Raw genomic sequence first — 22,922 nt, forward strand, 5'->3', positions numbered from 1 at the left:
CCCGACCGGATCGTCCCCTCGATCTCCCCCGGCCCCAGCCCCGCACGCCGCGCCGCGGCCGCCAGCTCCCGATGCACCTGCCCGGCGTCGAGCAGCCCCGCCCCCACGAACCGGCCGAGCGCGAACGCCGCCCGGTTCAACGTGTCGTTCCGGCAGCCCACCGCGGCTCGGGCGACCCGATCGGACTCCGCCTCCAGCACAACCTCCGCGTACCGATCGGGGTGGGCGATCGGCTGCGGCGGCGCCGGCGGCGGCCCGGCGATCAGGTCCCGCAGCGGCGCCGGGATGAACGGCAGCGCCGAGCCCGGCCGCCGGATCCAGGTGTACCCGGTCCCGGCCACGTGCCGGGACGGCGGCGCCAGCACATACCCACCGGCGCCGCGCCAGTCCAGCCCGGGCACGAGGTGGACCCGGTTGCCGTGACCGGTCGGTTGGAACCACAGGTGGCGGCCGCCCCCGCCGGTCCGCACCTGCGGGCCGGGCGGCATCTCGTCACCGAGCAGGTGGCGCAGCCCGTGCCAGCCCTGCGCCGAGTCGACGTCGGCGACGTCCATGACCACGCCGGTGCGCAGCCCCACGTTGGCCTGCGGCCAGTGCGTCCACCAGAGGGTGATCACGTGCGGGTCGGTGCTCGCCTCGGTCAGGCCGTGCCGCAGCCGGGGATGCTTGCCGGGACTGTCGCATCGGGCTCCTCTCGCGCAGGAACAGACACCACCCTGGGCAGGCGTGTGCACCGGCAGCACCGGGATGCCGTGCCGGGCGTACGCGAGGGCAGCCATGAGCGACATTAGAACAAGCGTACGACAAAATCAGGCCTCCGGTAGCGCCCGCAGCACATGGGAGATGTGGTGCGATGTGCTCCATGCGATCCAGCTCGCCGAGCTGCCCGCGCCCCGGGCGGTGCGCGCCCGCCGGGCGATCTCGGCGTCGCCCCAGGAGAACCGGGCGCCCGCGGCCGGCCACTGCGGCGAGGTGACGAGGGCCCGGCACAGGTCGTGACAGCGATCGTCGCTACGGCCGCCGCGCCGCGCCCAGCGATAGATCCACCAGTCCCGGTCGGTGGTGTAGCGCAGCGTCGGCAGCTGCCGGTGATGCTGCACGCCGAGCCGTCGCACCGGGGACGTCACGCCGTAGTCCGCGTACCCGATCCCGGACTCGTCGAGCCGCGCCCACACCCGCGCGTCCAGCCGGCCCACCGCGACCGGCCGGTCGGTGGGCAGTTCGTCCAGGTTGGGCGGCATCGCACCGGACGCCACGCTCACCGATCGCCACGGCAGGGTCCGGGCCCAGCGCAGCACCCGGCGGGCCCGCTCCTCGACCTCGTCGGCATGCGACCGGCAGGCGGTCTCGGCCAGATCGATGATCAGGTCGACGTCACCGTGCTCGAGCGCCGTGGCGGCCAGGATGTGGTCGGTGACGGCGTCGGCCCGCGCCGGATTCCCGGCGTCGACGTGCGGCTGCAGCCGCAGCATCGCCCGTCGCTGATTCATCCGCGCGGCCAGACCGTGGGCCACCAGGCGGCGATTGCTTTCGTACGGCCTCAGCACCGGCATCGTCGCCACTCCCAGCCGGGCCAGCCGTTCCGTCAGGGCCAGTGGCTGTTCCGCCGGGTGGGGTGGCTCCGGCACGTTGCCGAAGTCCAGCGCCAGCACCCCGGTACGTGGTCGCAGCTCCCGCACCAGCGGAACGATGTCGATCGCCGGATCGAGCTCGACGACCGGCGTGACCCGGCCGGCCTCGTCGGGGGAGAGGTGCGCCAGGGCTGCGAACTCGCCTCGACGTGGCCGGAGAATCGGCTGATAAGCCCCTTTGGGCGTCATCGTCCCACGGTAGCCGGATCGACGGTTACCTGTGGGTTACGACCTGTATAAATGCGCGAGCATCGATTGGTTCGCCTCCCATCCGTCCGGGAACTTGACCGGCACGTTGAGGTGCACCGGCTCGGTCGAGGGGTGTGCGTCTAGCAGCTCGGGGATGCCCGAGCGGGCCACCACCACACAGGCGTGCCGGTGCCGCGAGGTGAGCACGCAGAGCCGGCCGGACTCCAAGTGGAAGGCGGTGGCGTCGCGCCGGCCGGAGAGCGGGTGCAGGACGACGGTCAGGTCGTACTCCCGGCCCTGCAACCGGTTGGCGGTGTCGACGGTGATGCCGGCCGCCTCCGGGGGCAGCAGCGCACGGATCGCCGCGGCCTGGTCGCGGTGCGCGGCGCCGATCGCGATCCGGTTCGGCGTGAGTGCGCCGGTGCCCGCCTCGGAGCCGGCCAGCCCGCCCCGGGCCAGGGCGCGGGCGGCGAGCCGGGCGCAGGCCGCGGCGGCCTCCGCGTCGGTACGCACGGTGAACCGGGCCGGCAGCTCGTGCAGCCCCCAGCCGGTTGCCGCGGCGGTGTCCAGCACCTGGTCGAGCGGGTTCTCGGCGGGTCGCTCGAAGTGCAGCGTGCGCTCACCCGGGCCGGTGCCGGAGCGGAAGCCGGTGAACGGATAGAAAGCCTCGGCCACCACCGGCGCGGCGGACGCCGGCAACCGCCAGGACACCGGCAGCCGATGCACCGGCAGCTCCGGGTTGTGCCGCAGCAGCACGGCCACCGCGCTCTGCATCGGATCCCAGGACAGGCCGGTCCAGCGCTCCACCTCGACGGTGGAGAACGGGTCGAGCTGACCGGGATCCCCCACGAACAGCGCCCGCTCGAACCGCGGCGCGACGCGTAACAGCGCGTCCGACCGCATCTGATAGGCCTCGTCGACGATCGCCCAGGGCCAGCTGCCCTCGGTGATGGTGGCCCACTTGGCGGCCGTCCCGATGGTGATCGCCGGTGAGGCGAGATCGGCCACCTTGGCGGCGACCCGGCAACTCGGATGGTCCTTGACCCGGTCGGTGCGCACGTAGTCGACCGCGGACAACCGGCCGACGGTGACCTCGGGGGAGCGTGTGCCGAGCCGCTCGATCAGGTCGTCGACCTGCTCGTTGGTCTGCGCCACGATCATCAGCGGCGCGCCGGTCGCGGCCAGCTCACCGGCCGCCCTGACCACGAGCGTCGACTTGCCGGCGCCGGGCGGCGAGTCGACGACCACACCCCGGTGCCGGCCGGAGTGAAGGTCACCGAGCACCGCGGCGATCACGGCGGCGGCCTCCTCGGCCGGGCTGACTGAACTCACCCGGGCACGGTAGCGCGGCCCACCGACAAAACCCCTCCGACGTACGGGGTGCGCCCGAGCCCGGCGCCTTCCACTGGGTACGCTGCGTCCTGTCATGGATCATGGTGAATGGGAGTGGCCGCCCGCAAAACTGGCGGCGCTGCGACTCGGCCGACGGCTGGCCGTACTGGTCCCGGCCTCGCTGCCGCACCGCTGGTCCTTCGTGCACATCGTGCCCAGCGGCGCCCCCGCCGACACTGCCGCCCTCCAGGCCGGCGCGGCCCGCAGTGACCCCACCCGCAGCTTCCTGATCACCCAGTGGGAGCACGAGGCCGACCACCTGGAGGGCTACGACCAGGCCCTGCACCCGGTCCGGATCCGCCACGCCGAGGCAGCCGGCGAACCCGAACTCCTCGCCGTCCTCCGCGACTGGCAACTCCCCCCAGAAGCCTTCAACCACTCCTGGGACACCGTCACGTAGGTGCGCTGCGCGCCGAAACTCCCCACGCAGCCCGTGTCCGGTCCTTGTGTGGGGAGTTGTGGTGCGTTGCGCGCCGAAAGTCCCCACGCAGCTCGTGCTTCGCGCCTGCGTGGGGACTTTCGGCTTTCGCGGCGGGAGATCTGTGGAGAACGCGCCAGCCAGCGATAACGCGTCGTAAACGCCGCACCGGGAGTAGCCCGGCGCGCCCGCGGTCGGCGACGGCGTGGGCCTGACCGGCGGCTCGATGGTCACTCGCTGTGCTGGCGTTTCGCTTTCTGTACCGCTTCCATTTCCGCTGGCGCGCGTTTCCCGATTCCCGATCGGCATCTCCGGTTCGCCGATCGAAAACGGAACATAATTGCCCGCATCGGTTCGGCGGTGGCACTGAAAAGTGCGGAACTGGGAGTTCGCCGGAGAGCGTCCGGCATTTCTGGCCGGCGCGGGGCGCTCGGGATTCTTCGGCGTCGTCCGGCTGGCACTTGACAGGGTGCCTCGAGGAGTCGGGCCGGGGGCTCGCCGTGCCTGCCGGGGCGGTTCTTCCGGCACCGGTTCCGCGTCCACCGGCGGGCGTCGGCATAGGTCCATTGTGTACCGGAGCAGCGGCTCACGCCGCGCCGTGCGGCTCTGCAAGATCGAGATGGGGCCGACGGGGCGAGTGGTTGTTCTGAGAGCGTTTGCAGCGGGTATTTGATCAGAGAACAGATGTTCTGACGGGAATCTGACACTTGGCTGTCTCGAGTTGCGCAGAGGTCAGGGGTTTGCCCGGTTGCCGCGTCCCGGGTTCGGGTGTGTGGATCTCGATGAAAGCGGGATACAGCACGTGGAACGTTTTCCATCCGCCGCCTCCACTTCGGAGCGGTCGGGCAAGATGATCATTCGGTTCACCGTCGTGCAGGTGGCGGACTGTTTGATCATGGAGGGTGAAAGGATGTTTGCTTCTTCGTCACCGGTCGGAAATAACTCGGGTGTTGAATATTGGGTGCGGAGGAATAGCGAAGCCGACCTGCAACTTGCGTGTGCGGTTCGCCGCGCAAGTTGCAGGTTTCGCTTCCTCTCGGCTCGATGCCCCGGCGTGGTGGCTAACCTTTGATCGACATGCGAGATTTCATTCATGCTTGTTTTTATGATCTCGTTGCGGCCCCTTCCAGTCGATCATCGGAAGTGCAACTCTTCTAGCCAGCAGTGACGTCGACATCACGGACGGTGGTGGTGGGGAATGCGTCCAGACGTACTCGTCGGTCCGAGTGATTGGCTGGTCGAACAGTTCGGCGACAAGGTCGCCGACGAGCTGTGGACCCGGGTCCCGGAGGCCCTGAGCACGGCAATCGACCGTGAGGTGCACGCCCGCCCGGCCATGACGCAGACCGTGGAGCGCGTGCTGGGCAATCCGCGGTGGCCGTTGCCCTATGAGGAGTTGGTTCTCTTCCTGGGCACGTTGCCGGGTGCCGAGATCATCAGCGTCCCCCGGTCGGTCTATCAGCTGGTCCTGATCAACGGCCATATCGTGGTGCCGTGGTGTTACGGCCAGTCGGCCCGCCTCTCGATGGCGGATGCCGAGGTCGGCCGTTCGTTCGGCCGGCTCGCCCGCGAGTTGCTCGGCCGGTTCGGCCCACCGTGGCGCCGCTCCCCGGTGGAGTCGCCACTGCCGCTCGACGCGGTCGACGAACGCGAGGTCGCCAAGATCTGCGCGGCCATCTCCCAGATCGACCCCAAGCCCGAGGTGGTCATCGCCGGTTTCGCCGGTGCACCCAATCTGGGACTGCTCCGCGCCTGCCTCGGCGAGGTCAAGTCCACCGACAACGGCACCCTCTACTGGAGTCACCTCGACGACCTGCCGCTCCCGCCGCCGGTCATCCCGCGCCCCCGGCGCATGCAGTTTCCCTGATCCTCCGCCCGTGGCGGGCCGGAGCCGCCAGGTGGATGCCGCCCGCCGCCCTGGGCGGCGTCCACCGGCTCCACCTCCGGGCCGGCAGCCCCAACCCCGATCGAAAACGGTCAGCCTGCCAAGCACCGCAGGCTGACCGTTTGCCGTCCGGGATGGCGGAACGGGCCAGCGTTGCGGTTGGCGTCGATCCGACCGCGGCCCGGAGGCGGGGCGGGGCCGCGGCCCTCGGGATCCGGAAACCCCGCAAGGCCAGGCGGAATCCACCCCCCAACCGCACTCACCGATTGCCGCGACCGCCTCTAGACTTCACCGGATGGAGTCGCCCACGACGATCCGGGACCGGGCTGTCGCGGTCGCCGACTACCTGCTTGCGGTGCGCGCCCAGATGGACCGCCCGGCCCGCACCCTGCCCTCCGACGCCCACTGGCTCGACGAGCTGCCGGCGCATCCGGACTGCCTGACCGGCCCGGGCGCGGACGGCGCCGCCTGGCTGCGGGTCGGCCGCCCTGAGCTGCCTCCCCCGGTGACGGTCCCGGCCGCCCTCCGCCGCCGGCTCCGCGGCGACATCACCGCCACCACCGAACCCTCCGCACCGCCGGCCGAGAAGAACGAGCCGGCGTCCGCAAAAGTGGAGACCGAGGACGACTTCGACACCTGGCGCGATCACACCTGGCGCCCCTGGTCCCTCCGCACCGCCGCCACCGAGCAGACCCGTGACCTGCACCGCCGTCTCTTCGACCGGATGCATCAGCTGGACATGGCCGCCACCACCACCGAGCTGGTCTGGGGCCACGGCATCCTGGAGACCACGATCGACGGCGCCCGGGTCCGCTACCCCTTGGTCGCCACCCCGGTGCTGATCGAATACGACCCGGACCGTGCCCTGATCAGCGTCGCTCCGGCCGGGCCGTCCCGGCTGCAGACCGACGCCCTGCACGGTCTCGACGAGCGTCATCTCAGCCAGCTGCAGGGCTTGGCCGGCCCCGGCGGCGTGGTCGAGGTCGATCTCTGGAACGAGCTGGAGCGCCGCGAGTTCTTCGAGCGCGCGCTGACCCGTCTCGGTCACGACCGCGTGGTGGTCACGACCGCTGAAGACAAACCCAAGACCACTTTTGTACGAGATTCTGCCGTTCTCTTCGCCCGGCCCCGCCAGCGTCAGCTCCGCGGTTTCCTGGAGAATCTCCGCAACCGACTGACCGAGAACCGCGGTACCGAGGGGGTCGGCGCCCTCGCCGCGATCCTGGCGCACGAGCCGAGCCGCCTGGCCATGCCCGACGATCATCCGGAGACCTGGGACCGGGTCGGCGAGCGCCTGCTCATGCCGCTCCCGACGAACGAGGCGCAGGAGTCGATCGCCCGCCGGCTGGCCCAGCACCGGAACGTGGCGGTGCAGGGCCCGCCCGGCACCGGCAAGACGCACACCATCCGCAACCTGATCTGCCATCTGATGGCGAACGGCAAGCGGGTGCTGGTGGTCGCGCAGAAGGAGGAGCCGCTTCGGGTGCTCCGCGACGGCTTGCCGCCCGAGGTGCAGGCGCTCTGCCTCGCGGTTCTCGGCCGCACCACCGACCAGCTGGTGCAGTTGCAGCTGGCCGCGCGGGAGCTCTCCGACCGGGCGGCGACGCTGGACAAACAGGCCGAGGCGCGCCGGGTGGAGCGGCTCACCGCGAGCCTGGAGGAGGCCGAGCACGAGCTGACCCACGCGACGGCGGGCCTGCGGCTGATCGCCGAGAGCGAGGCGACGACGTACCAGATCGGTGGGGTGAGCCTGCTGCCGGCGGAGGTCGGCGCGTGGCTGCGGGAGCGTGCCGCGGCGCACGGCGGCATCCCGGATCCGGTTTCCGGTCCGCCGCCGCTGACCATCGAGGACTTCGCCACGCTGCTCAAACTGTCTGCCCGGCTGACGCCGGAGGATCGTGCGGCGTCGATGCGACCGCTGCCGGAGATCATGGATTTGCCGGACGCCGCCTCGGCGGCGGCCCGGCGGGCCGAGATCATCGAGGCGGAGCAGCGTCTGTCCCGGTTGGCGGACCAGGGCGTTGATTTTGCTTCGGTACGACGTGAGCAGCGCGCCGCGCACCTCGAGCTGGTCAGTGATCTCCAGGAGGCTCATGCCTGGTTGCGCCGCCGCGAGGGCACCTGGACCGACCGCCTGGGCCGGCTGATGGACGACCAGCACTGGCGGGCCATGTGGGCCGATCACGTGTCCACCGTCGCCGGGCTGCTCGACGAGCTGGCGGCCAGCGCCAAGGAGCAGGCCGGGCACCGGGTGGTGATCGGTGACGAGCTGATCGCCGAGCCGCGCCTGCTGCTCACCCGGCTGGCCGAGATCCGGCATCGGTTCGCCGCGGGCAAGGGGCTGAACCGGCTGCTGCAGGCCGGGTTGTTCCGGGTCGCCGAACAGATCCGGGTGGACGGCGAGTCGATGCGTACGGCCGAGGACGTCGATCTGGTCGTGGCCCGGGTCCGTCGCGCGCAGGCGCACCGGCGGCTCGGTGACGTGTGGGCGGACTGGGTGGACCGGCTGCGGATAGACGAGCCGACCGGCGGCTGGACCGATCCGGAGGTGTGGGCCGGCGCGCTGCTCGCTGAGGGGGCCCGGTCCCTGGAGTTCGATCTGCGGCGCTGGCCTCCGCTGGTGGAGCGGGTGGCTGCTCGCGTACCCCAGATCGACCTGGAGTCGGACGGCGCGCGACTCGCGGCGGTGGCCGAGATGATGGACGGCGCCGGCGAGGTCTTCGCTCTCGACCAGGCGCACATCGCGGAGCGGACCGTGGCCGAGCGGCTGGCGCCGTGGCCGGAGCTGGCCGAGGCGTGGCAGAGCCTGGACGGGTGGGACGAGGCGGTCGGCGAGGTCCGCCGGGTGGCCCTGCTGCAGCCGGACGTGCTGCGGTTCCACGCCATGTACGACCGGCTGACCGGCGCCGCGCCGGAGTGGGCCGCCCAGATCGCCACCGGGGAGCACCCGGTGGTCTCCGGCCAGGCCTGCCTGGAGGCCTGGGAGTGGCGGCGGGCGCAGACCTGGTTCGACACCGTGATCGGCGACGTCGACCCGGCGGTGCTGGCCCGCCGGGTGGAGCGGGCCCGGGCGAAGATCCGGCGGCTGACCGGTGACCTGGTGGTCGCGTCGGCCTGGCTCGAGGTGGCCCGTGCCCTCGACGACCGGCGGCGCGCCGCGCTGGCCGACTGGACCACCGCCCTCCGCAAGATCGGTAAGGGCACCGGCCGCAGCGCCGCGCTGTGGCAGGCGCACGCGCAGCGGGCGATGGAGTCCGCGGTGAGCGCCGTGCCGGTCTGGGTGATGTCGGTGGACCGGGCGATCGAGCAGTTCGCCGGCGGCGCGAAGTTCGACGTGGTGATCGTCGACGAGGCGTCCCAGGCGGACCTGTTCGCGCTGCCGGTGCTGTCGCTGGCCGAGCGGGCCGTGGTGGTCGGCGACGACCAGCAGATCGGCCCGCAGCTGAGCTTCGTCGGTCCGGTGCAGGGGCTGATCCAGCGGCACCTGTCCGACGTGCCGTCGGCCGAGCACTTCGATCCGGAGTCGTCGCTCTACGACCACGCGGTGCGGCGGTCGCCGGAGCGGATCCTGCTGACCGAGCACTTCCGCAGCGTGCCGCAGATCATCGAGTTCTCCTCGCGGCACTACTACGACAACAAGATCATGCCGCTGCGGGCCGACCGGTCGTCGCTGGCGCCGATCCGGAACGTGCACTGCGCCGACGGGGCCCGGCAGAACCTGCCCGGGTACGGCGACGTCAACCTCGCCGAGGCGGACGCGCTCGTCGACCGGGTCACCAAGATCGTGGCGGATCCGCGGTACGACGGCCGGACGCTCGGCGTGATCAGTCTGCTGAGCCGCAGCGGGCAGGCGAACTACCTGCTCACCCAGATCCGGGAGGCGATCGGGGAGGACGAGATCCAGGCGCGGCGGCTGCGGGTGGGCGACGCGTACACGTTCCAGGGCGACGAGCGGGACGTGGTGCTGGTGTCCATGGTGGTGTCCGACAACGATCAGCGGGTGGCGGCGTTCACCAAGCGCGACTACCACCGGCGGATCAACGTGGCGGCGTCCCGGGCGCGCGATCAGCTGTGGATCTTCCACTCGGTGCGGCCGGCGTCGCTGCTCGCGGATGACGCACGGGGGCTGCTCCTGTCGTACGCGATGGATGTGCCCGCCGAGAACGCCGGGACCGATCCGGCGGCCCGGTGTGAAAGCGATTTTGAACGGGATGTCCTGCGCCTGCTCGCGGTCCGGGGTCATCGGCCGATCCCGCAGTTCCGGATCGGCGGGTACCGGATCGACTTCGTGCTGAACGCGCCGGACGGCCGGCGGCTGGCCATCGAGTGTGACGGCGACGTTTACCAGGGGCCGGAGCAGTGGCAGAGTGACATGAGCCGGCAGTCGGTCCTGGAACGGGTCGGCAACTGCGTGTTCGTGCGGATCCGGGGCAGCGTCTTCGCCCGGGAGCCGGAGGCGGCGATGCGGCCGGTCTGGCAGCGGATCGCCGAGCTGGAGATCGCACCGGTCGGCGATTGACGCTCACGCATCGCAAGCTTGTCGGAACGTGGTGTGCATGTGGACGGTGCCTTGCGGGTAGGACATCGCACAAGGTTCTCCAGCGAATACTTAAAGTGACTGTCCGTCATGGAGTGAGCGACGCCATTTCGGTGGAATTGGGTAGCAAAGCGGTCCGCCGTTCGGTTGTTTCGGTACTCTGGATGGGCGATAATTCCCTGCTCCTGGCCTTGCCCGCGGAAACGTCAAAACATTGACTCTGGCGTCCACTGTTACTACGGCCCGGTGACGGGTCGTAATAGGTAAGGGGTCTTTGGTGGCAGCGGGAGCAGCCGTGCGCGAGGGGGGAGGTGTCGGCGGATGACCGTGCCCGAAGAACGGGAACGTTGGGCCGTCCCGGCGACACCGTTGCCCGAGCAGCGCACGCCGGCCGAGGACCGTGCCGCCTGGTTCTCCTACACCACCGCGAACGACCAGATCGTCTGGTCCGCGGCCCTCTCCGCGTTGCTCGGCCGGGAACCCGCCGAGAAGGAGATGACCCGCCAGGTCCTCGCTCGGTACGTGCACCGCGACGACCAGGCCGTCGCGCTGGGCGCCATCACCGAGGCCTGGACCACCCGGGTCACCGTGCGGGCCACGCTGCGGCTGATGCGCAGCGACGGCGGCTGGTTCGACGTGGACTGCCGGCTGGAGCCGATGATGAGCCCGGACGGCACGGTCCGCGGCATCCGTGGCACGGTCCGGGACGTCACCAGCCGGGAGCGCGCCCGCCGCGAGGACGCCCGGCTCACCCGCCGCGGCGAGACCGTCCAGTCCTCGCTGGTCGAGCCGGACCCGGCCACCGGGCTGCTGACCCGGGCCCGGTTCGCCGACGAGATCGACCGCGCCCTGCGCCGCGCCGCCGGAGCGCTGCTGGTGCTGCGGGTGCAGGCCGAGGAGGCCGGCGACGGCGGCGAGGGTGTGCGCCCGGAACGCAACGCCGAGCTGCTGCACCAGGCCGCCCGGTTGCTGGAGGACCGGATCGGCCCCGATCAGCTGCTCGGCCGGGTCGGGCCGAACGAGATCGCCGTGCTGCTCGCCGCGGCCGGCTGGTCGTCGGCCCGCAAGCAGGCGGCCACGCTCGTCGAGGCGCTGCGCGCGGAGACCGGGGCACGGGCCTGGGGCGGCCTGGTCCGGTTCCGTACCGACGCCGAGGCGGGCAGCCACGACCTGTTGATCGACGCCGAGCAGGCCTGGCGGCAGTCCCGGGAGACCGACCAGCAGATCACCCTGGTCGCGCACCCGGTGCCGGCCCGGGACCGGCAGGGGTCGTACCGGAACCGGGTCGCCGACGCGCTCGGCACCGACCGGTTCACGCTCTACTCCCAGCCGATCCTGGAGCTGCAGACCAACCGGGTGACCCGGCACGAGCTGCTGCTGCGGGTGCTGGACGAGGCGGACGGCCCGCAGTCGCCGATCCAGGTGCTGGACACCGCGGAACGGCTGGACGCGGTCTTCGACATCGACCTGTGGGTGGTGGAGCGGGCCATGCGGCTCGCCGCCGAACAGCCCGAGATGGGCCTGCAGATCAACCTGTCCGGCCGCTCGGTCGGCGACCCCCGGCTCACCGCCGAGGTGGAACGCCTGCTGACCCAGTACCAGGTGAACCCGGAGCAGCTGACCTTCGAGATCACCGAGACCGCGCTGATCGGCAACCTGAGCGAGGCCCGCCGGTTCGCCGACCGGATCCGCGACCTGGGCTGCTCGCTGGCCCTCGACGACTTCGGCTCCGGGTACGCGTCCTTCCGCTACCTGCGGCTCTTCCCGATCGACCTCGTCAAGATCGACGGAGAATACGTCGTCGACCTGGTCGACAACCCGCAGGACCAGGTGCTGGTGCGGGCGCTGGTGCAGGTCTGCCAGGCGTACGGGATCCACACCGTCGCCGAGTTCGTGCAGGACGAGGCGACGCTGCGGATGCTCCGGGAGCTGGGTGTGGACTACGTCCAGGGATACCTCATCGGCCGTCCGTCACCCGTCGTTCCGGGCCGTCTGCCGAGCGCCTGAAAGGTGATGTTCTAGGACCCAGAGGTACACGACGCCGGAACCGGCCGAGGCCCCCCAGCCAGCCGGTTCCGGCGTCGTGTCGGGGTAGAAAGTCCTCGGACAGCGTACTCGCTGAGGTTCACGTAAGTCGATCGATTCGATGACCCACCGTGGAATGCTGTCCGCCCGGCCCATCCCGGACTGTCCGAACGCTACTAACCTTCCAGCATGAGTGAGCCCCGCTGGTTGACCCAGGAGCAGCAGGGAGCTTGGCGGCAGCTGGTTGAAGTGCTGGTCAAGGTGCCGGCGGCACTGGAGACACAACTGCAGCGGGACGCCGGGCTGACCCACGTGGGTTACCTGGTGATGATGACCCTGTCCGAGCACCCCGAGCGTCGCCTGCCGATGAGCCACCTGGCGAAGCGGGCCTGCGCCTCGCTCTCCCGGCTCTCGCACGTGGTGGCCCGGCTGGAGGAGAAGGGCTGGATCCGGCGCGAGCGCGACCAGGTCGACGGCCGGGTGCAGATCGCGGTGCTCACCGACGAGGGGTATACGAAGGTGGTGGCGACCGCGCCGGGGCACGTCGAGACGGTCCAGCAGCTGATCTTCGACCGGCTGTCCCCGGCGCAGGTGTGCCAGCTCACCGAGGTTGCCGAAGCGCTGCTGCGGATTCCGCCTGCTCCATAGTCTTGATCTGACCGTTCGATGGTGAAAGGTGCGTGCGGGAACATGAGTCAGCGGGTTCAGGGCGTGATCGCCCGGGAGAAGGGCAAGCCGGTCGAGGTGACCACGATCGTGGTGCCGGACCCCGGGCCGGGCGAGGCCGTGGTGCAGGTGAAGACGTGCGGGGTGTGCCACACCGACCTGCACTACCGCGAGGGCGGGATCAACGACGACTTCCCGTTCCTGCTCGGCCACGAGGCGGCCGGCGTGGTCGAGTCGGTCGGCGCCGGGGTGACCGACGTGGCGCCCGGCGACTTCGTGGTGCTGAACTGGCGCGCGGTCTGCGGCAACTGCCGGGCCTGCAACAAGGGCAAGCCGCAGTACTGCTTCAACACCCACAACGCCACCCAGAAGATGACCCTGGAGGACGGCACCGAGCTGTCCCCCGCGCTGGGCATCGGCGCGTTCGCCGAGAAGACGCTGGTGCACGCCGGCCAGTGCACGAAGGTGGACCCGGAGGCCCGGGCGGCCGCGGTCGGCCTGCTCGGCTGCGGCGTGATGGCCGGCCTGGGCGCGGCGATCAACACCGGCGGGGTGACCCGTGGCGACTCGGTCGCGGTGATCGGCTGCGGCGGGGTGGGCGACGGCGCGGTGGCCGGTGCGGCGCTGGCCGGAGCCACCACGATCATCGCGATCGACACCGACGACCGGAAGCTCGAGTGGGCCAAGGGCTTCGGCGCCACCCACACGATCAACGCGCGTGAGCACGACGTGGTGGAGCGGGTCCGCGAGCTGACCGGTGGCTTCGGCGCCGACGTGGTGGTCGAGGCGGTGGGCCGGCCGGAGACGTACAAGCAGGCCTTCTACGCCCGCGACCTGGCCGGCACCGTGGTGCTGGTGGGCGTGCCCACCCCGGACATGACCGTCGAGCTGCCGCTGCTCGACATCTTCGGCCGGGGCGGCGCCCTGAAGTCCAGCTGGTACGGCGACTGCCTGCCCAGCCGGGACTTCCCGATGCTGACCGAGCTCTACCGGCAGGGCCGGCTCGACCTGGACGCGTTCGTCACCGAGGAGATCCCGCTGGACGGGGTGGAGCAGTCCTTCGCCAAGATGCACACCGGTGAGGTGCTGCGGTCGGTCGTCGTCTTCTAGTTCTTCTCCGCTTTTACGCGTTCTTCTCCGCTTTTTACGCGGCTTTGGAGCAGTCGGGCTTTTAGGCGGCTTTGGAGTAGGCGGGCGCCGACCTGTCGGCCAGGAGATCGAGGCACAATGCCGCGGTCCAGCTGAAGGTCGGCGCTCCCAGGCCCTCCCCGGTCTCCGGGTGGAAGTACTCGTAGTGCCCGTGCTCGTGCACCAGGCGCAACATGGCCCGGCGCAGCTCCTCCGCCTCGCCGCGCAGCCCGTGCACCAGCATCCCGCGGCGCAGCAGCCAGTTCACGTTGATCCAGACCGGGCCGCGCCAGTAGCGACGGGTGTCGAAGGTGGCCGCGGTCCGGTCCGCGCTCGGCGCCGGCAGGCCGAACCGCTCCGACCGGGCCTCCTCCATGATCGCGGTGACCCGGTCGGCGGGCAGGTCCGGCAGCATCAGCGGCAGCAGGCCGCTCACGCAGCGCGCCGGGCTGAGCCGGCCGGTGCGGGCGTCCCGGGCCCGGAACGTACGGGTGACCGGGTCCCACAACCGCCGCGCGATGGCCGCGGTGATCTCCCGGGCCCGGTCCCGGTGCCGCCGCGCGTCGCCGGTCAGCCCGAGCACCCCGGCGATCTGCGCGAGGGCCAGCTCGGCGGTGCCCAGGATGCTGTTGAACGCCGGGCACTCCACCGCGAACGGGTGCCGCTGGGTCAGGTCGGTGTCGGAGTACCCGCCGTCCCGGTAGTTGCGGACCAGGCCGATGTACCGGGCGTAGTCCAGGTCGGTGGGCCGGTGCGCGGCGTGCGCGACGGCCAGGTCCCGGCGCGGGAACCGCTCCAGCAGGGCGAGGTCGGCCGGCACGTTGCCCAGCGCCTCGTCCCAGGCCGGGCTGTTGTCCAGCCCGGACTCCCACGGGTGCACGATCGAGGCCAGCCCGCTGCCACCGGCGTCACGCCGGTCGGTCAGGTACTCCTGCTGCGCCACCAGCCGCGGATACAGCCAGGCCAACGCGGTACGGGCCTCGCTCACCCCGTCCGCGCCGTGCGCCGCCGCGTGCCGGTAGACCTCCCAGGCGGCCAGGGCGTGCAGCGGTGGCTGGACGATGCCGGTGCTGCCGCGGGCCCGGCGACCGGCGTACGCGGGCACGTTCCAGAACCCCGGCCCGGGGAAGTAGTCGTCCTCGGCGGTGGCCGGGTCGAAGACGATGTGCGGCACCCGGCCGTCCGGCCACTGCGCCTCGAACAGGCTGCGCAGGTCACGCCAGGCCCGGGCCGGGTTCACGAAGGCCAGGCCGACCGCGATGAACGCGGTGTCCCAGCTCCACTGATGCGGGTACAGGCGCCGGGACGGCACCATGTGGTCACCGGACCAGTTGGTGTCCAGCACCCGCGCGGCGGACTGCCACAACTCGGCGGAGGGATCGGAGACGGCGACGGGGGGCGACGGCGGATAAGGGTGCATCTGGTCTCGGGGCCCTTTCCACTGCGGTCGCCGGTAGACCCCCGCCATCGGGCGCGCCGCGGTGCTTCTGAACGAACTGCCGGTTGCATCTTCGGTACCGCGGTGGCGACGGATGTCACCGGGGTGCCTCAGATCACGTCCGGGCCATCCTCGATTCTGCCCGGCCCGGGAATGTCGTACCCCGGTGGTTGGCTGTCGGCATGCCGTCGCTGGTGTTCCTTGCGCAATTCCCGGGTCTGCCCGTCGCCGTTCCGGCGGCCGGGGTCCGCCGTGTCATCCGCGCGCGCCGCGCCGTCGCGCTGGCCCGGGCGGGCCGCGCGTTCGCCACTGTGGAGGTGCCCGGCAGCGTGACGCCAAACCGGTCGACAGCATCGAGCTCCCCGCAAAACGGATTCGATGTTGATCGTGGGTTTCCTGTGACGGTGGCGCGCGGTAATGTTCTGGCTCCGACGCGTATCCATCGACAGGAAGGCGTTGGCCGATGACGCTGCGCATCCTCGTGGTCGGCGCCGGCATTGCCGGCTTGTCCGCGGCCCGGGGTCTGCGAGTCGCGGGCTTCCGACCGGATGTGGTGGAGGCGCTGCCCGCCACCATGAGCCCCAGTGCCGGGATCTATCTGCCCGGCAACGCCTCACGCGCCCTGCGCCTGCTCGGCCTCGACGTGCCGCTGCGCCCGCTGGGTGACCTGATCTTCCGGCATGTCTTCCTGGACGCCCGCGGCCGCGAGCTGTTCGAGATGGACGTCGCCGCGCTCTGGGCGGGTGTCGGCGAGTCCCGCGCGCTGTCCCGATCGGACCTGCAGCAGGTGCTGCTCACCGGGGTCGGCGGCGAGGTGCGCTACGACACCGAGGTGCGCGACCTGCAGATCGTCGAGGGCGCCGCCAAGGTCGAGTTCGCCACCGGCGCCATCGCGGAATATGACCTGGTCGTCGGCGCCGACGGCCGCCGCTCGATGGTCCGTGACCGGATCGGTCTCGGCGGACCGGCCACCCCGACCGGGCAGATCGTCTATCGCGCGGTCGTCTCCGGCGGCCCGCCGCTCACCGACTGGACGGCGGTGCTCGGCCGGCGATCGCAGTTCGTCGCCATGCCGATGGGCGGCCGCAAGATCTATGTCTACGCCGACGAGACCTCACCGGACTCTCCCGACCCGGCCGACCCGCGCGAGCGGCTGCGTGAGGTGTTCGGGTCGTTCGGCGGCCCGGTCCCGGCGATCCTCGACCGGATCGAGAAGGTGTCCGTCGCCCGGACCGACGAGGTGGTCCTGCCGACCTGGTCGCAGGGCCCGGTGGTGCTGGTCGGTGACGCCGCGCACGCCACCGCGCCGACCCTGGCCCAGGGTGCCGCGATGTCCTTCGAGGACGGCTACGTGCTCGGGCAGGAGCTCCGTCAGGCAGATGGGGACATTCCGGGCGCGCTGCGCGCCTATGAGGATCGCCGCCGGCCGCGCTGCGTCGACGTCCGGGATCGCACCCGGGAACGGGACCGCGCCAGGGACGTGCCACCGTCCCTGCGGGACCCGATGCTGCGCCGCCGTGGTCTCCGGATCTTCACCGACCACTACAAGGGCCTCGTCGCTTCGGTGTGACGCTGCTGTTCGTCCTAGGTGGCCCTTTGGTCACCCCGCGAAGGTCGAAGGTCGGCGGGGGACTATTCTGCCAGCGAGGTACGCCTGATCATTGGTGTGCCGAGTGGGACGAACGAGACAACGGAGGCAATTCGTGACGACCGTTGCGCCGTCGCCGATCGCGACCCGTCCATATCCGGTCAGGCGGCAGGTAAAGGGTTCGGCGTTCGCCCGAATCCTGCGCACGACGGACGCGAAGCAGATCGGGATCATGTACATGATCACCGCCTTCGTGTTCTTCCTACTGGGCGGCCTGATGGCGCTGCTCATGCGCGCCGAGCTGGCCCGGCCGGGTATGCAGTACCTGTCGCCGGAACAGTTCAATCAGCTCTTCACCATGCACGGCACGATCATGTTGCTGTTCTTCGCGACACCGATCGTGTTCGCGTTCGGCAACTACATCGTGCCGATCCAGATCGGCGCGCCGGACGTGTCGTTCCCGCGGCTGAACGCGTTCGCCTACTGGCTCTACGTGTTCGGCGGCCTGATCACCATCGGCGGGTTCCTCACCCCGGGTGGCGCGGCCGACTTCGGCTGGTTCGCGTACACGCCGCTGAGTGACTCGCTGCACTCGCCGGGCGTCGGCGGGAACATGTGGGTGGTCGGCCTGGCGATCTCGGGTCTGGGCACGATCCTCGGCTCGGTGAACCTGATCACCACGATCCTGACCCTGCGGGCACCGGGCATGACCATGTTCCGGATGCCGGTCATGGTCTGGAACATGCTGGTCACGGCGCTGCTGGCGGTGATGGTCTTCCCGTTCCTGGCGGCCGCGCTGTTCGCACTCGCCGCCGACCGCGTCCTCGGTGCGCACGTCTTCGACGTGGCGACCGGCGGGCCGATGCTGTGGCAGCACCTCTTCTGGTTCTTCGGGCACCCCGAGGTGTACATCATCGCCCTGCCGTTCTTCGGCATCATCACCGAAGTCATCCCGGTCTTCAGCCGCAAGCCGCTCTTCGGCTACAAGGGCCTGGTCGCCGCGACGCTGCTGATCGGCGCGCTGTCGATGTCGGTGTGGGCGCACCACATGTTCGTCACCGGTCAGGTGCTGCTGCCGTTCTTCAGCTTCCTGAGCTTCCTGATCGCGGTGCCGACCGGCATGAAGTTCTTCGTCTGGATCGGAACGATGTGGCGCGGCCAGATCAGTTTCGAGCCACCGATGCTCTTCGCGATCGGCTTCATGGTGACGTTCCTCTTCGGTGGTCTGTCCGGCGTGCTGCTGGCCTCACCCCCGATCGACTTCCACGTCTCCGACTCGTACTTCGTGATCGCGCACTTCCACTACGTGCTCTTCGGCACGATCGTGTTCGCGGTGTTCTCCGGCATCTACTTCTGGTTCCCCAAGATGTTCGGCCGGTTCCTCGACGAGCGCCTCGCGAAGGTGCACTTCTGGCTGACCTTCGTCGGCTTCCACACCACGTTCCTGGTGCAGCACTGGCTCGGCACCAAGGGCATGCCCCGCCGGTACGCGGACTACCTGCCGACCGACGGCTTCACCACGCTGAACACGGTCTCCACGATCGGCTCGTTCATCCTGGGCCTGGCCACGCTGCCGTTCCTCTACAACGTGTGGAAGTCCTACCGGGTCGGCCGGGTCGCTCTCGCCGACGACCCGTGGGGCCACGGCAACTCGCTCGAGTGGGCGACCAGCAGCCCGCCGCCGCTGCGCAACTTCGACAGGATGCCGCGGATCCGCTCCGAGCGTCCGGCCTTCGACGTGAAGTTCCCGGAGCTCGCCGCCGGTGACAACCGCGGGCTCGCCGGTCCGCCGGAGGGTGGTGCCCGCCCGCTGACCTCTGAGTCGGACGGCGGCGCTTCCTACCAGGAAGACACCGCGAGCAACAAGGATCACTAGGTTCTCCCGACGCGGCCCGCACTCCACTCGGAGTGCGGGCCGCTTCGTTTTCCGGACTGTTACCGGCGTTTTACGGACAACGTCGGGTTATGGACGTGAGCTGCCTTAAAGCCGGTGGTTTCTGTCGTACCCCTGGGGCAGGATCGGCGGCGGAGGTCAGGATCGTCATGTTGCTCAAGCCTTACCGGGAAACGCTCGCACTGCCCAAGATCCCGTCGCTGCTCGTGGTCGCGACGCTGGCGCGGATCCCCATCGCGGCCGCCGCGGTGGTGCTGACGCTGCACGTCGTCACCGACCTCGGCCGCGGTTATGGCGCGGCCGGCCTGGTCGGCGCGGCGGCGACGGTCGGCGGCTCGCTCGGCGCCCCGGTGATGGGCCGGCTGATCGACCGGCGAGGGCTCCGCCCGGTGCTGGTGCTGACCACCATCGCCGAGGTGATCTATTGGCTGGTGGCGCAGGCGCTGCCGTATTGGGCACTGCTGCCGGTCGCCGTGGTCGGTGGCTTCCTGGCCCTGCCGGCCTTCTCGGTGGCCCGGCAGTCGATCGCCGCGCTCACTCCCGAGTCGCATCGGCTGCCCGCGTTCGCCCTCGACTCGATGACCACCGAGCTGTCGTTCATGGCCGGCCCGGCCCTCGGCGTGCTGATCGCGACGAGCGTCGCCGGCCCGCGCGCCGCCATGCTGACCCTGGCCGTCGGCATCCTGCTGGGCGGCATCGGCCTGTGGCTGCTCAACCCGCCGATGCGGGCCCCGCACGAGGCGCCCGTCTCGGCCGGCGAGCGGGTTGCCCGGCGGGATTGGCTCAAGCCCCGGTTCGTCGCCATCCTGGCCGTCACGATGGCCGCCACCCTGGTGCTGGCCGGCACCGACGTGTCCGTGGTCGCCGTGCTTCGGGAGTCCGGCGAGCTGGGCTGGAGCGGCCTGGTGATGTCGCTGTGGGCACTGTTCTCCCTGATCGGCGGCTTCGCCTACGGCACGGTCCGGCGCGGCGTGCCGCCTCTCGTGCTGTTCGCCCCGATGGCGTTGCTGACCATCCCGGTCGGCATGGGCGGCTCGCAGTGGTGGCTGCTGGCGCTGCTGCTGATCCCGGCCGGCGCGCTCTGCGCCCCGACCATCACGGCCAGTTCCGCCGCGATCAGCAACATGATCCCGGCCGCGGCCCGCGGCGAGGCGATGGGCCTGCACAACTCAGCCCTGACCGTCGGCGTCGCCCTGGGCGGCCCGCTGGCCGGCCTGGCCATCGACTCGTTCGGCCCGAAGTGGGGCTTCGCCGCCGTCGGCATCGTCGGCGCCCTGGTGGCCCTGGCCGTCCTCCCCGCCGAACTCCGCCGCCGCCGCGCCGACCCCACCACCTCTCCCGCCCCAGCGTCACCCCGACCCGCCTCGCCCAGCCAGGCAGCGTCTCCAACCACCCCACCCGCCTCGGCTGCAGTCACCTCCGCCTCTCCCAGCCCCGCGGCACCCCCAGCCACCCCACCCGGCCCCGCGGCACCCCTGACCACCTCACCCGGCGCGGTGGTCGCCGCATCCGCCGCACCGGGCCCAGCGCGCTCTTAGCCGTGTCGACTGGCTGGGCAGGGCCTTCAGTCGCCTTGCCGTGACCGGCTGCGGGCCCGGTGACTGTCCGGTGCCGCCTCTGTTGCTGTCGCCGCCGCTGTCGAGGCTGCCTCGGCGGGACCCGTCCCGGCCGTTCCCGCGAAGTGGTTGCGGCCGAGCGAGTGCCGGGGCGGCCTGACCGGATTTGTGTAAGGCGGCCTCGGACCATCCGGTCCGAGGCCGCCTTGCTTGGTGCTCTGCCACGTGCCCGTTCCCGCGTGATTGTTCTGGCTGCTGAAGCTGTCCGATCCCGCGAGCTGGCCTCGTTCCGTTGAATGACGGCGGGTAAAAAGCGAGGAATTCTTCTTGTATGAAAATATCTCTTGGTGAATGCGGCTTTTATTGGCATCTGGCAACCTCTGGAACCAGCCCAATCGGGTGATCTGTGAAGCGCATCTCTGCATGACCGGGCAGGACCCCGCGCCTGCTCGCCCTGTTTGCGCGGCTCGCGCTGCTCATCGCCCTATCCGCGCCCTATCAGTGCTGCTAGTTCCGCTCACCTCGCTGGTCTTGCTCGGCTTACTCGGCTTGGTGGTTCCTCTGGTTCTGCTCGCCTCGCCGGCCTTGCTCCCTTCTCTCGATTTTGGTGACCCCCGAGGGGCGGTATGTGCTCGCGATCCCTGATCGCGTGCCCCCACCGCCCCCGGGTGGGTGGTGAAAGTCCGCACTCAGGGATCGCGTGCTCCTGCCGCCCCCTCAGCGTTGATCGCGTGCTCTTGCCGCCCTCTCGGTGCTGGTCTCGTGCTGCTGCCGCCCTGGGCCGGGTTGGACGTGTGTCGCCGCTGTGGTTGCTCCTTGCTTGATGCGACTGCCGGCACCGGCCGCGCCGGCACGGCCGGGGGCAGTGGTGGACCGGGCAGGGAAATCGGTTGGGGGGAGGGGCTCGGGCTGGGTAGGTTCGGTGCGGAACTCCGAATCTTCGGGCCCTGGAAACGTGTCGCAGATGGGTCCGAGACCTCGCCGATGAGCGGGGAGGAGGTGGCGACGTCAGTTCTCGCTGCCTGCTGTTCGAGGAGAAGTTCCATGGAAATCGGTATTGGCCTGCCCATCAGTGACCCTGCCCGCCTGCTGGAATGGGGCCGGCTCGCGGAGGAGCACCGGTTCGCCACGGTGGCCCTGCTGGATCGCCTGGCCTACGACAATCCGGAGCCGCTGACCGCGCTCGCCGTGCTGGCCGGTGCCACCACCCGGATCCGGCTGCAGACCGAAGTGCTGCTCGGACCGCTGCGCTCGACGCCGCTGCTGGCCAAGCAGGTCGCCACCCTGGACCGGATGTCGGCGGGACGGTTCGTGCTCGGCATCGGTGTCGGTGGCCGGGCGGACGATCACGAGATGGCCGGGGTGCCGATCACGCGCCGCGGCCGGATCCTCGACGCTCAGCTGGGGGAGTTGCGGAACATCTGGCGTGGTGAGGAGTACCGGGGCGCCCGGATCGGGCCGCTGCCGGTCACGCCGGGTGGGCCGCCGATCCTGATCGGCGGGTTCGCGCCGGAGGCGTTGCGGCGGGTCGCCCGGTTCGCCGACGGGTTCATCTGTGCGGCGCCGTTGAGCTGGGCGGCGGGCTTGGTTCGTACCGTGCGGGAGCAGTGGGCGGAAGCGGACCGGGACGGCCGTCCGCGCCTGGTGTGCCAGATCAACGTCGCGGTCGGTGACGCCGGGACGGTCGAGCGGGGACGCCGCGCGGTGGCCGATTACTACGCCTTCACCGGGCGGCCCGGCTGGGGCGAGCCACTCAGCGATCCGGCGCTGATCGCCGAGACGGTGGCCGCCTATCGCGAGTTCGGCGCCGACGAGCTGGTCCTGTACTGCTACGGCGACAACCCAGCCCAGATCGAGACCTTGGCCGAAATCGCCCACTGACCGCCGCCGAGACGGTCCCGGCGGCCCACCTGGTCTGCCGGGCCCGCCTCCGCGGTCCGGAGATCAGGTGGTCCGGAGGTCAGCAAGCAGCGGGCGACGCTGCCTCATGAGGGCCGCCGTTCGATTCTGATCGGCCGAATCCGACAGGTCAGAACTCCAGGTACATCACGTGCAGGCCGACTCGGCCGAGCGTCGGGTGCTCGAAGGCGCGCGGCACCGTGCCGATCACTGAGAAGCCCAGGCGGCGGTAGACCTGCACGGCGCCGGCGTTCGACTCGGCGACCGCGTTGAACTGGATGCCGGCGTAGCCCTGCTCCCGCGCCCAGTCGATCGCGAAACGGCACAGCGCGGTGCCGACACCCTGGCCGCGATGACCGGCCGCGACCATGAAGCTCGCGGTGGCGACGTGTGCGCCGGGCCCGGCCTTGTTCGGGCCCATCTTCGCGGTGCCGGCGATGCGTCCGGCTTGCGGATTTTCCGGTACGGCAGCAGCACCCTCAGCCACCACCGTCAGCCCCGGCGGCCGCTCCAGCCACGTCCCGCGCGCCTCCGACTCGGTCATCGCCGGGTCGTACGTGAACGTGTCCCCGTCCCGCACCACCTGCCGCACGATCGGCCACACCTGCGCCCAGTCGGCCTCCACCACCGGCCGGATCACCGACTCCGCCCGGCTGGACAGCTCAGATCGCGTCAC

Annotated in this window: 16 protein-coding genes; 11 read left to right on the plus strand and 5 right to left on the minus strand. The window is 70.7% G+C overall.

The window, feature by feature from the left end; all coding sequences use genetic code 11:
• The 3 genes from ADL15_RS35820 to ADL15_RS35830 form a co-directional block, all read right to left on the minus strand.
• Positions 1-788, minus strand: a 788-nt coding sequence (locus ADL15_RS35820) for a bifunctional DNA primase/polymerase (RefSeq protein WP_067700707.1), incomplete at its 3' end; no start/stop codon positions are given.
• 21 nt (positions 789-809) lie between these two features.
• On the minus strand, positions 810-1,820 hold the full coding sequence (locus ADL15_RS35825) for a beta family protein (RefSeq protein WP_083972208.1): 1,011 nt from the start codon (positions 1,818-1,820) through the stop codon (positions 810-812).
• Positions 1,821-1,856: 36 nt separating this feature from the next.
• Positions 1,857-3,152, minus strand: coding sequence for an AAA family ATPase (locus tag ADL15_RS35830; RefSeq protein WP_067700710.1), 1,296 nt, complete (start codon positions 3,150-3,152; stop codon positions 1,857-1,859).
• A 94-nt stretch (positions 3,153-3,246) separates the two neighbouring features.
• On the opposite strand from ADL15_RS35830, the gene ADL15_RS35835 reads away from it, so the two are divergent.
• The 6 genes from ADL15_RS35835 to ADL15_RS35860 all read left to right on the plus strand — a co-directional run bounded on the left by ADL15_RS35835 (position 3,247) and on the right by ADL15_RS35860 (position 13,853).
• On the plus strand, positions 3,247-3,612 hold the full coding sequence (locus ADL15_RS35835; protein WP_067700713.1) for a hypothetical protein: 366 nt from the start codon (positions 3,247-3,249) through the stop codon (positions 3,610-3,612).
• Between the two features lie 1,216 nt (positions 3,613-4,828).
• A complete protein-coding gene (locus ADL15_RS35840; RefSeq protein ID WP_067700716.1) occupies positions 4,829-5,497 on the plus strand; it encodes a hypothetical protein in 669 nt (222 codons plus the stop codon).
• A 313-nt stretch (positions 5,498-5,810) separates the two neighbouring features.
• Positions 5,811-10,034 (plus strand): AAA domain-containing protein, encoded by a 4,224-nt coding sequence (locus ADL15_RS35845; protein WP_067700719.1) that lies wholly within the window; start codon positions 5,811-5,813, stop codon positions 10,032-10,034.
• 339 nt (positions 10,035-10,373) lie between these two features.
• Positions 10,374-12,059, plus strand: coding sequence for an EAL domain-containing protein (locus ADL15_RS35850; protein WP_067700722.1), 1,686 nt, complete (start codon positions 10,374-10,376; stop codon positions 12,057-12,059).
• Positions 12,060-12,266: 207 nt separating this feature from the next.
• The gene (locus tag ADL15_RS35855; protein ID WP_067700725.1) at positions 12,267-12,725 is read left to right on the plus strand and encodes a MarR family winged helix-turn-helix transcriptional regulator; all 459 of its coding nucleotides are present in this window, start codon (positions 12,267-12,269) and stop codon (positions 12,723-12,725) included.
• 42 nt (positions 12,726-12,767) lie between these two features.
• Positions 12,768-13,853: an S-(hydroxymethyl)mycothiol dehydrogenase gene (locus ADL15_RS35860; RefSeq protein WP_067700728.1), complete on the plus strand. Its 1,086-nt coding sequence runs from the start codon at positions 12,768-12,770 to the stop codon at positions 13,851-13,853.
• A 61-nt stretch (positions 13,854-13,914) separates the two neighbouring features.
• Here the strand turns inward: ADL15_RS35860 and ADL15_RS35865 are convergent, their stop codons facing one another.
• A complete protein-coding gene (locus tag ADL15_RS35865) occupies positions 13,915-15,291 on the minus strand; it encodes an MGH1-like glycoside hydrolase domain-containing protein (protein WP_067700731.1) in 1,377 nt (458 codons plus the stop codon).
• Positions 15,292-15,491: 200 nt separating this feature from the next.
• Between ADL15_RS35865 and ADL15_RS53455 the strand changes: the two genes are divergently transcribed.
• The 5 genes from ADL15_RS53455 to ADL15_RS35885 all read left to right on the plus strand — a co-directional run bounded on the left by ADL15_RS53455 (position 15,492) and on the right by ADL15_RS35885 (position 22,228).
• A complete protein-coding gene (locus ADL15_RS53455) occupies positions 15,492-15,776 on the plus strand; it encodes a hypothetical protein (RefSeq protein WP_157441813.1) in 285 nt (94 codons plus the stop codon).
• Entirely contained in the window at positions 15,773-16,879 is a 1,107-nt protein-coding gene (locus ADL15_RS35870; protein WP_067700734.1) for an FAD-dependent monooxygenase, read from the plus strand. Before ADL15_RS53455 ends, ADL15_RS35870 begins: the two co-directional genes overlap by 4 nt.
• Before the next feature lie 133 nt (positions 16,880-17,012).
• Complete coding sequence (ctaD, locus tag ADL15_RS35875; RefSeq protein WP_067700737.1) at positions 17,013-18,773, plus strand: aa3-type cytochrome oxidase subunit I; 1,761 nt, start codon at positions 17,013-17,015, stop codon at positions 18,771-18,773.
• Positions 18,774-18,940: 167 nt separating this feature from the next.
• Complete coding sequence (locus tag ADL15_RS35880; RefSeq protein WP_067700740.1) at positions 18,941-20,329, plus strand: MFS transporter; 1,389 nt, start codon at positions 18,941-18,943, stop codon at positions 20,327-20,329.
• Between the two features lie 1,062 nt (positions 20,330-21,391).
• Positions 21,392-22,228, plus strand: coding sequence for an LLM class flavin-dependent oxidoreductase (locus ADL15_RS35885; RefSeq protein ID WP_067700743.1), 837 nt, complete (start codon positions 21,392-21,394; stop codon positions 22,226-22,228).
• Positions 22,229-22,376: 148 nt separating this feature from the next.
• On the opposite strand, the gene ADL15_RS35890 is transcribed toward ADL15_RS35885, so the two are convergent.
• Positions 22,377-22,922, minus strand: coding sequence for a GNAT family N-acetyltransferase (locus ADL15_RS35890; protein WP_373872907.1), 546 nt, complete (start codon positions 22,920-22,922; stop codon positions 22,377-22,379).

The sequence above is a fragment of the Actinoplanes awajinensis subsp. mycoplanecinus genome (assembly GCF_001509495.1).
Classification (GTDB): Bacteria; Actinomycetota; Actinomycetes; order Mycobacteriales; family Micromonosporaceae; genus Actinoplanes; species Actinoplanes palleronii.

Bases quoted from the DNA above. Each gene is read 5' to 3' on its own strand.
- ADL15_RS35885 (WP_067700743.1), top strand. From the start codon at position 21,392: ATGGAAATCGGTATTGGCCTGCCCATCAGTGACCCTGCCCGCCTGCTG.
- ADL15_RS35845 (WP_067700719.1), top strand. From the start codon at position 5,811: ATGGAGTCGCCCACGACGATCCGGGACCGGGCTGTCGCGGTCGCCGAC.
- ADL15_RS35880 (WP_067700740.1), top strand. From the start codon at position 18,941: ATGTTGCTCAAGCCTTACCGGGAAACGCTCGCACTGCCCAAGATCCCG.
- ADL15_RS35860 (WP_067700728.1), top strand. From the start codon at position 12,768: ATGAGTCAGCGGGTTCAGGGCGTGATCGCCCGGGAGAAGGGCAAGCCG.
- ADL15_RS35825 (WP_083972208.1), bottom strand. From the start codon at position 1,820: ATGACGCCCAAAGGGGCTTATCAGCCGATTCTCCGGCCACGTCGAGGC.
- ADL15_RS53455 (WP_157441813.1), top strand. From the start codon at position 15,492: ATGCCGTCGCTGGTGTTCCTTGCGCAATTCCCGGGTCTGCCCGTCGCC.
- ADL15_RS35835 (WP_067700713.1), top strand. From the start codon at position 3,247: ATGGATCATGGTGAATGGGAGTGGCCGCCCGCAAAACTGGCGGCGCTG.
- ADL15_RS35870 (WP_067700734.1), top strand. From the start codon at position 15,773: ATGACGCTGCGCATCCTCGTGGTCGGCGCCGGCATTGCCGGCTTGTCC.
- ADL15_RS35840 (WP_067700716.1), top strand. From the start codon at position 4,829: ATGCGTCCAGACGTACTCGTCGGTCCGAGTGATTGGCTGGTCGAACAG.
- ADL15_RS35865 (WP_067700731.1), bottom strand. From the start codon at position 15,291: ATGCACCCTTATCCGCCGTCGCCCCCCGTCGCCGTCTCCGATCCCTCC.
- ADL15_RS35850 (WP_067700722.1), top strand. From the start codon at position 10,374: ATGACCGTGCCCGAAGAACGGGAACGTTGGGCCGTCCCGGCGACACCG.
- ADL15_RS35855 (WP_067700725.1), top strand. From the start codon at position 12,267: ATGAGTGAGCCCCGCTGGTTGACCCAGGAGCAGCAGGGAGCTTGGCGG.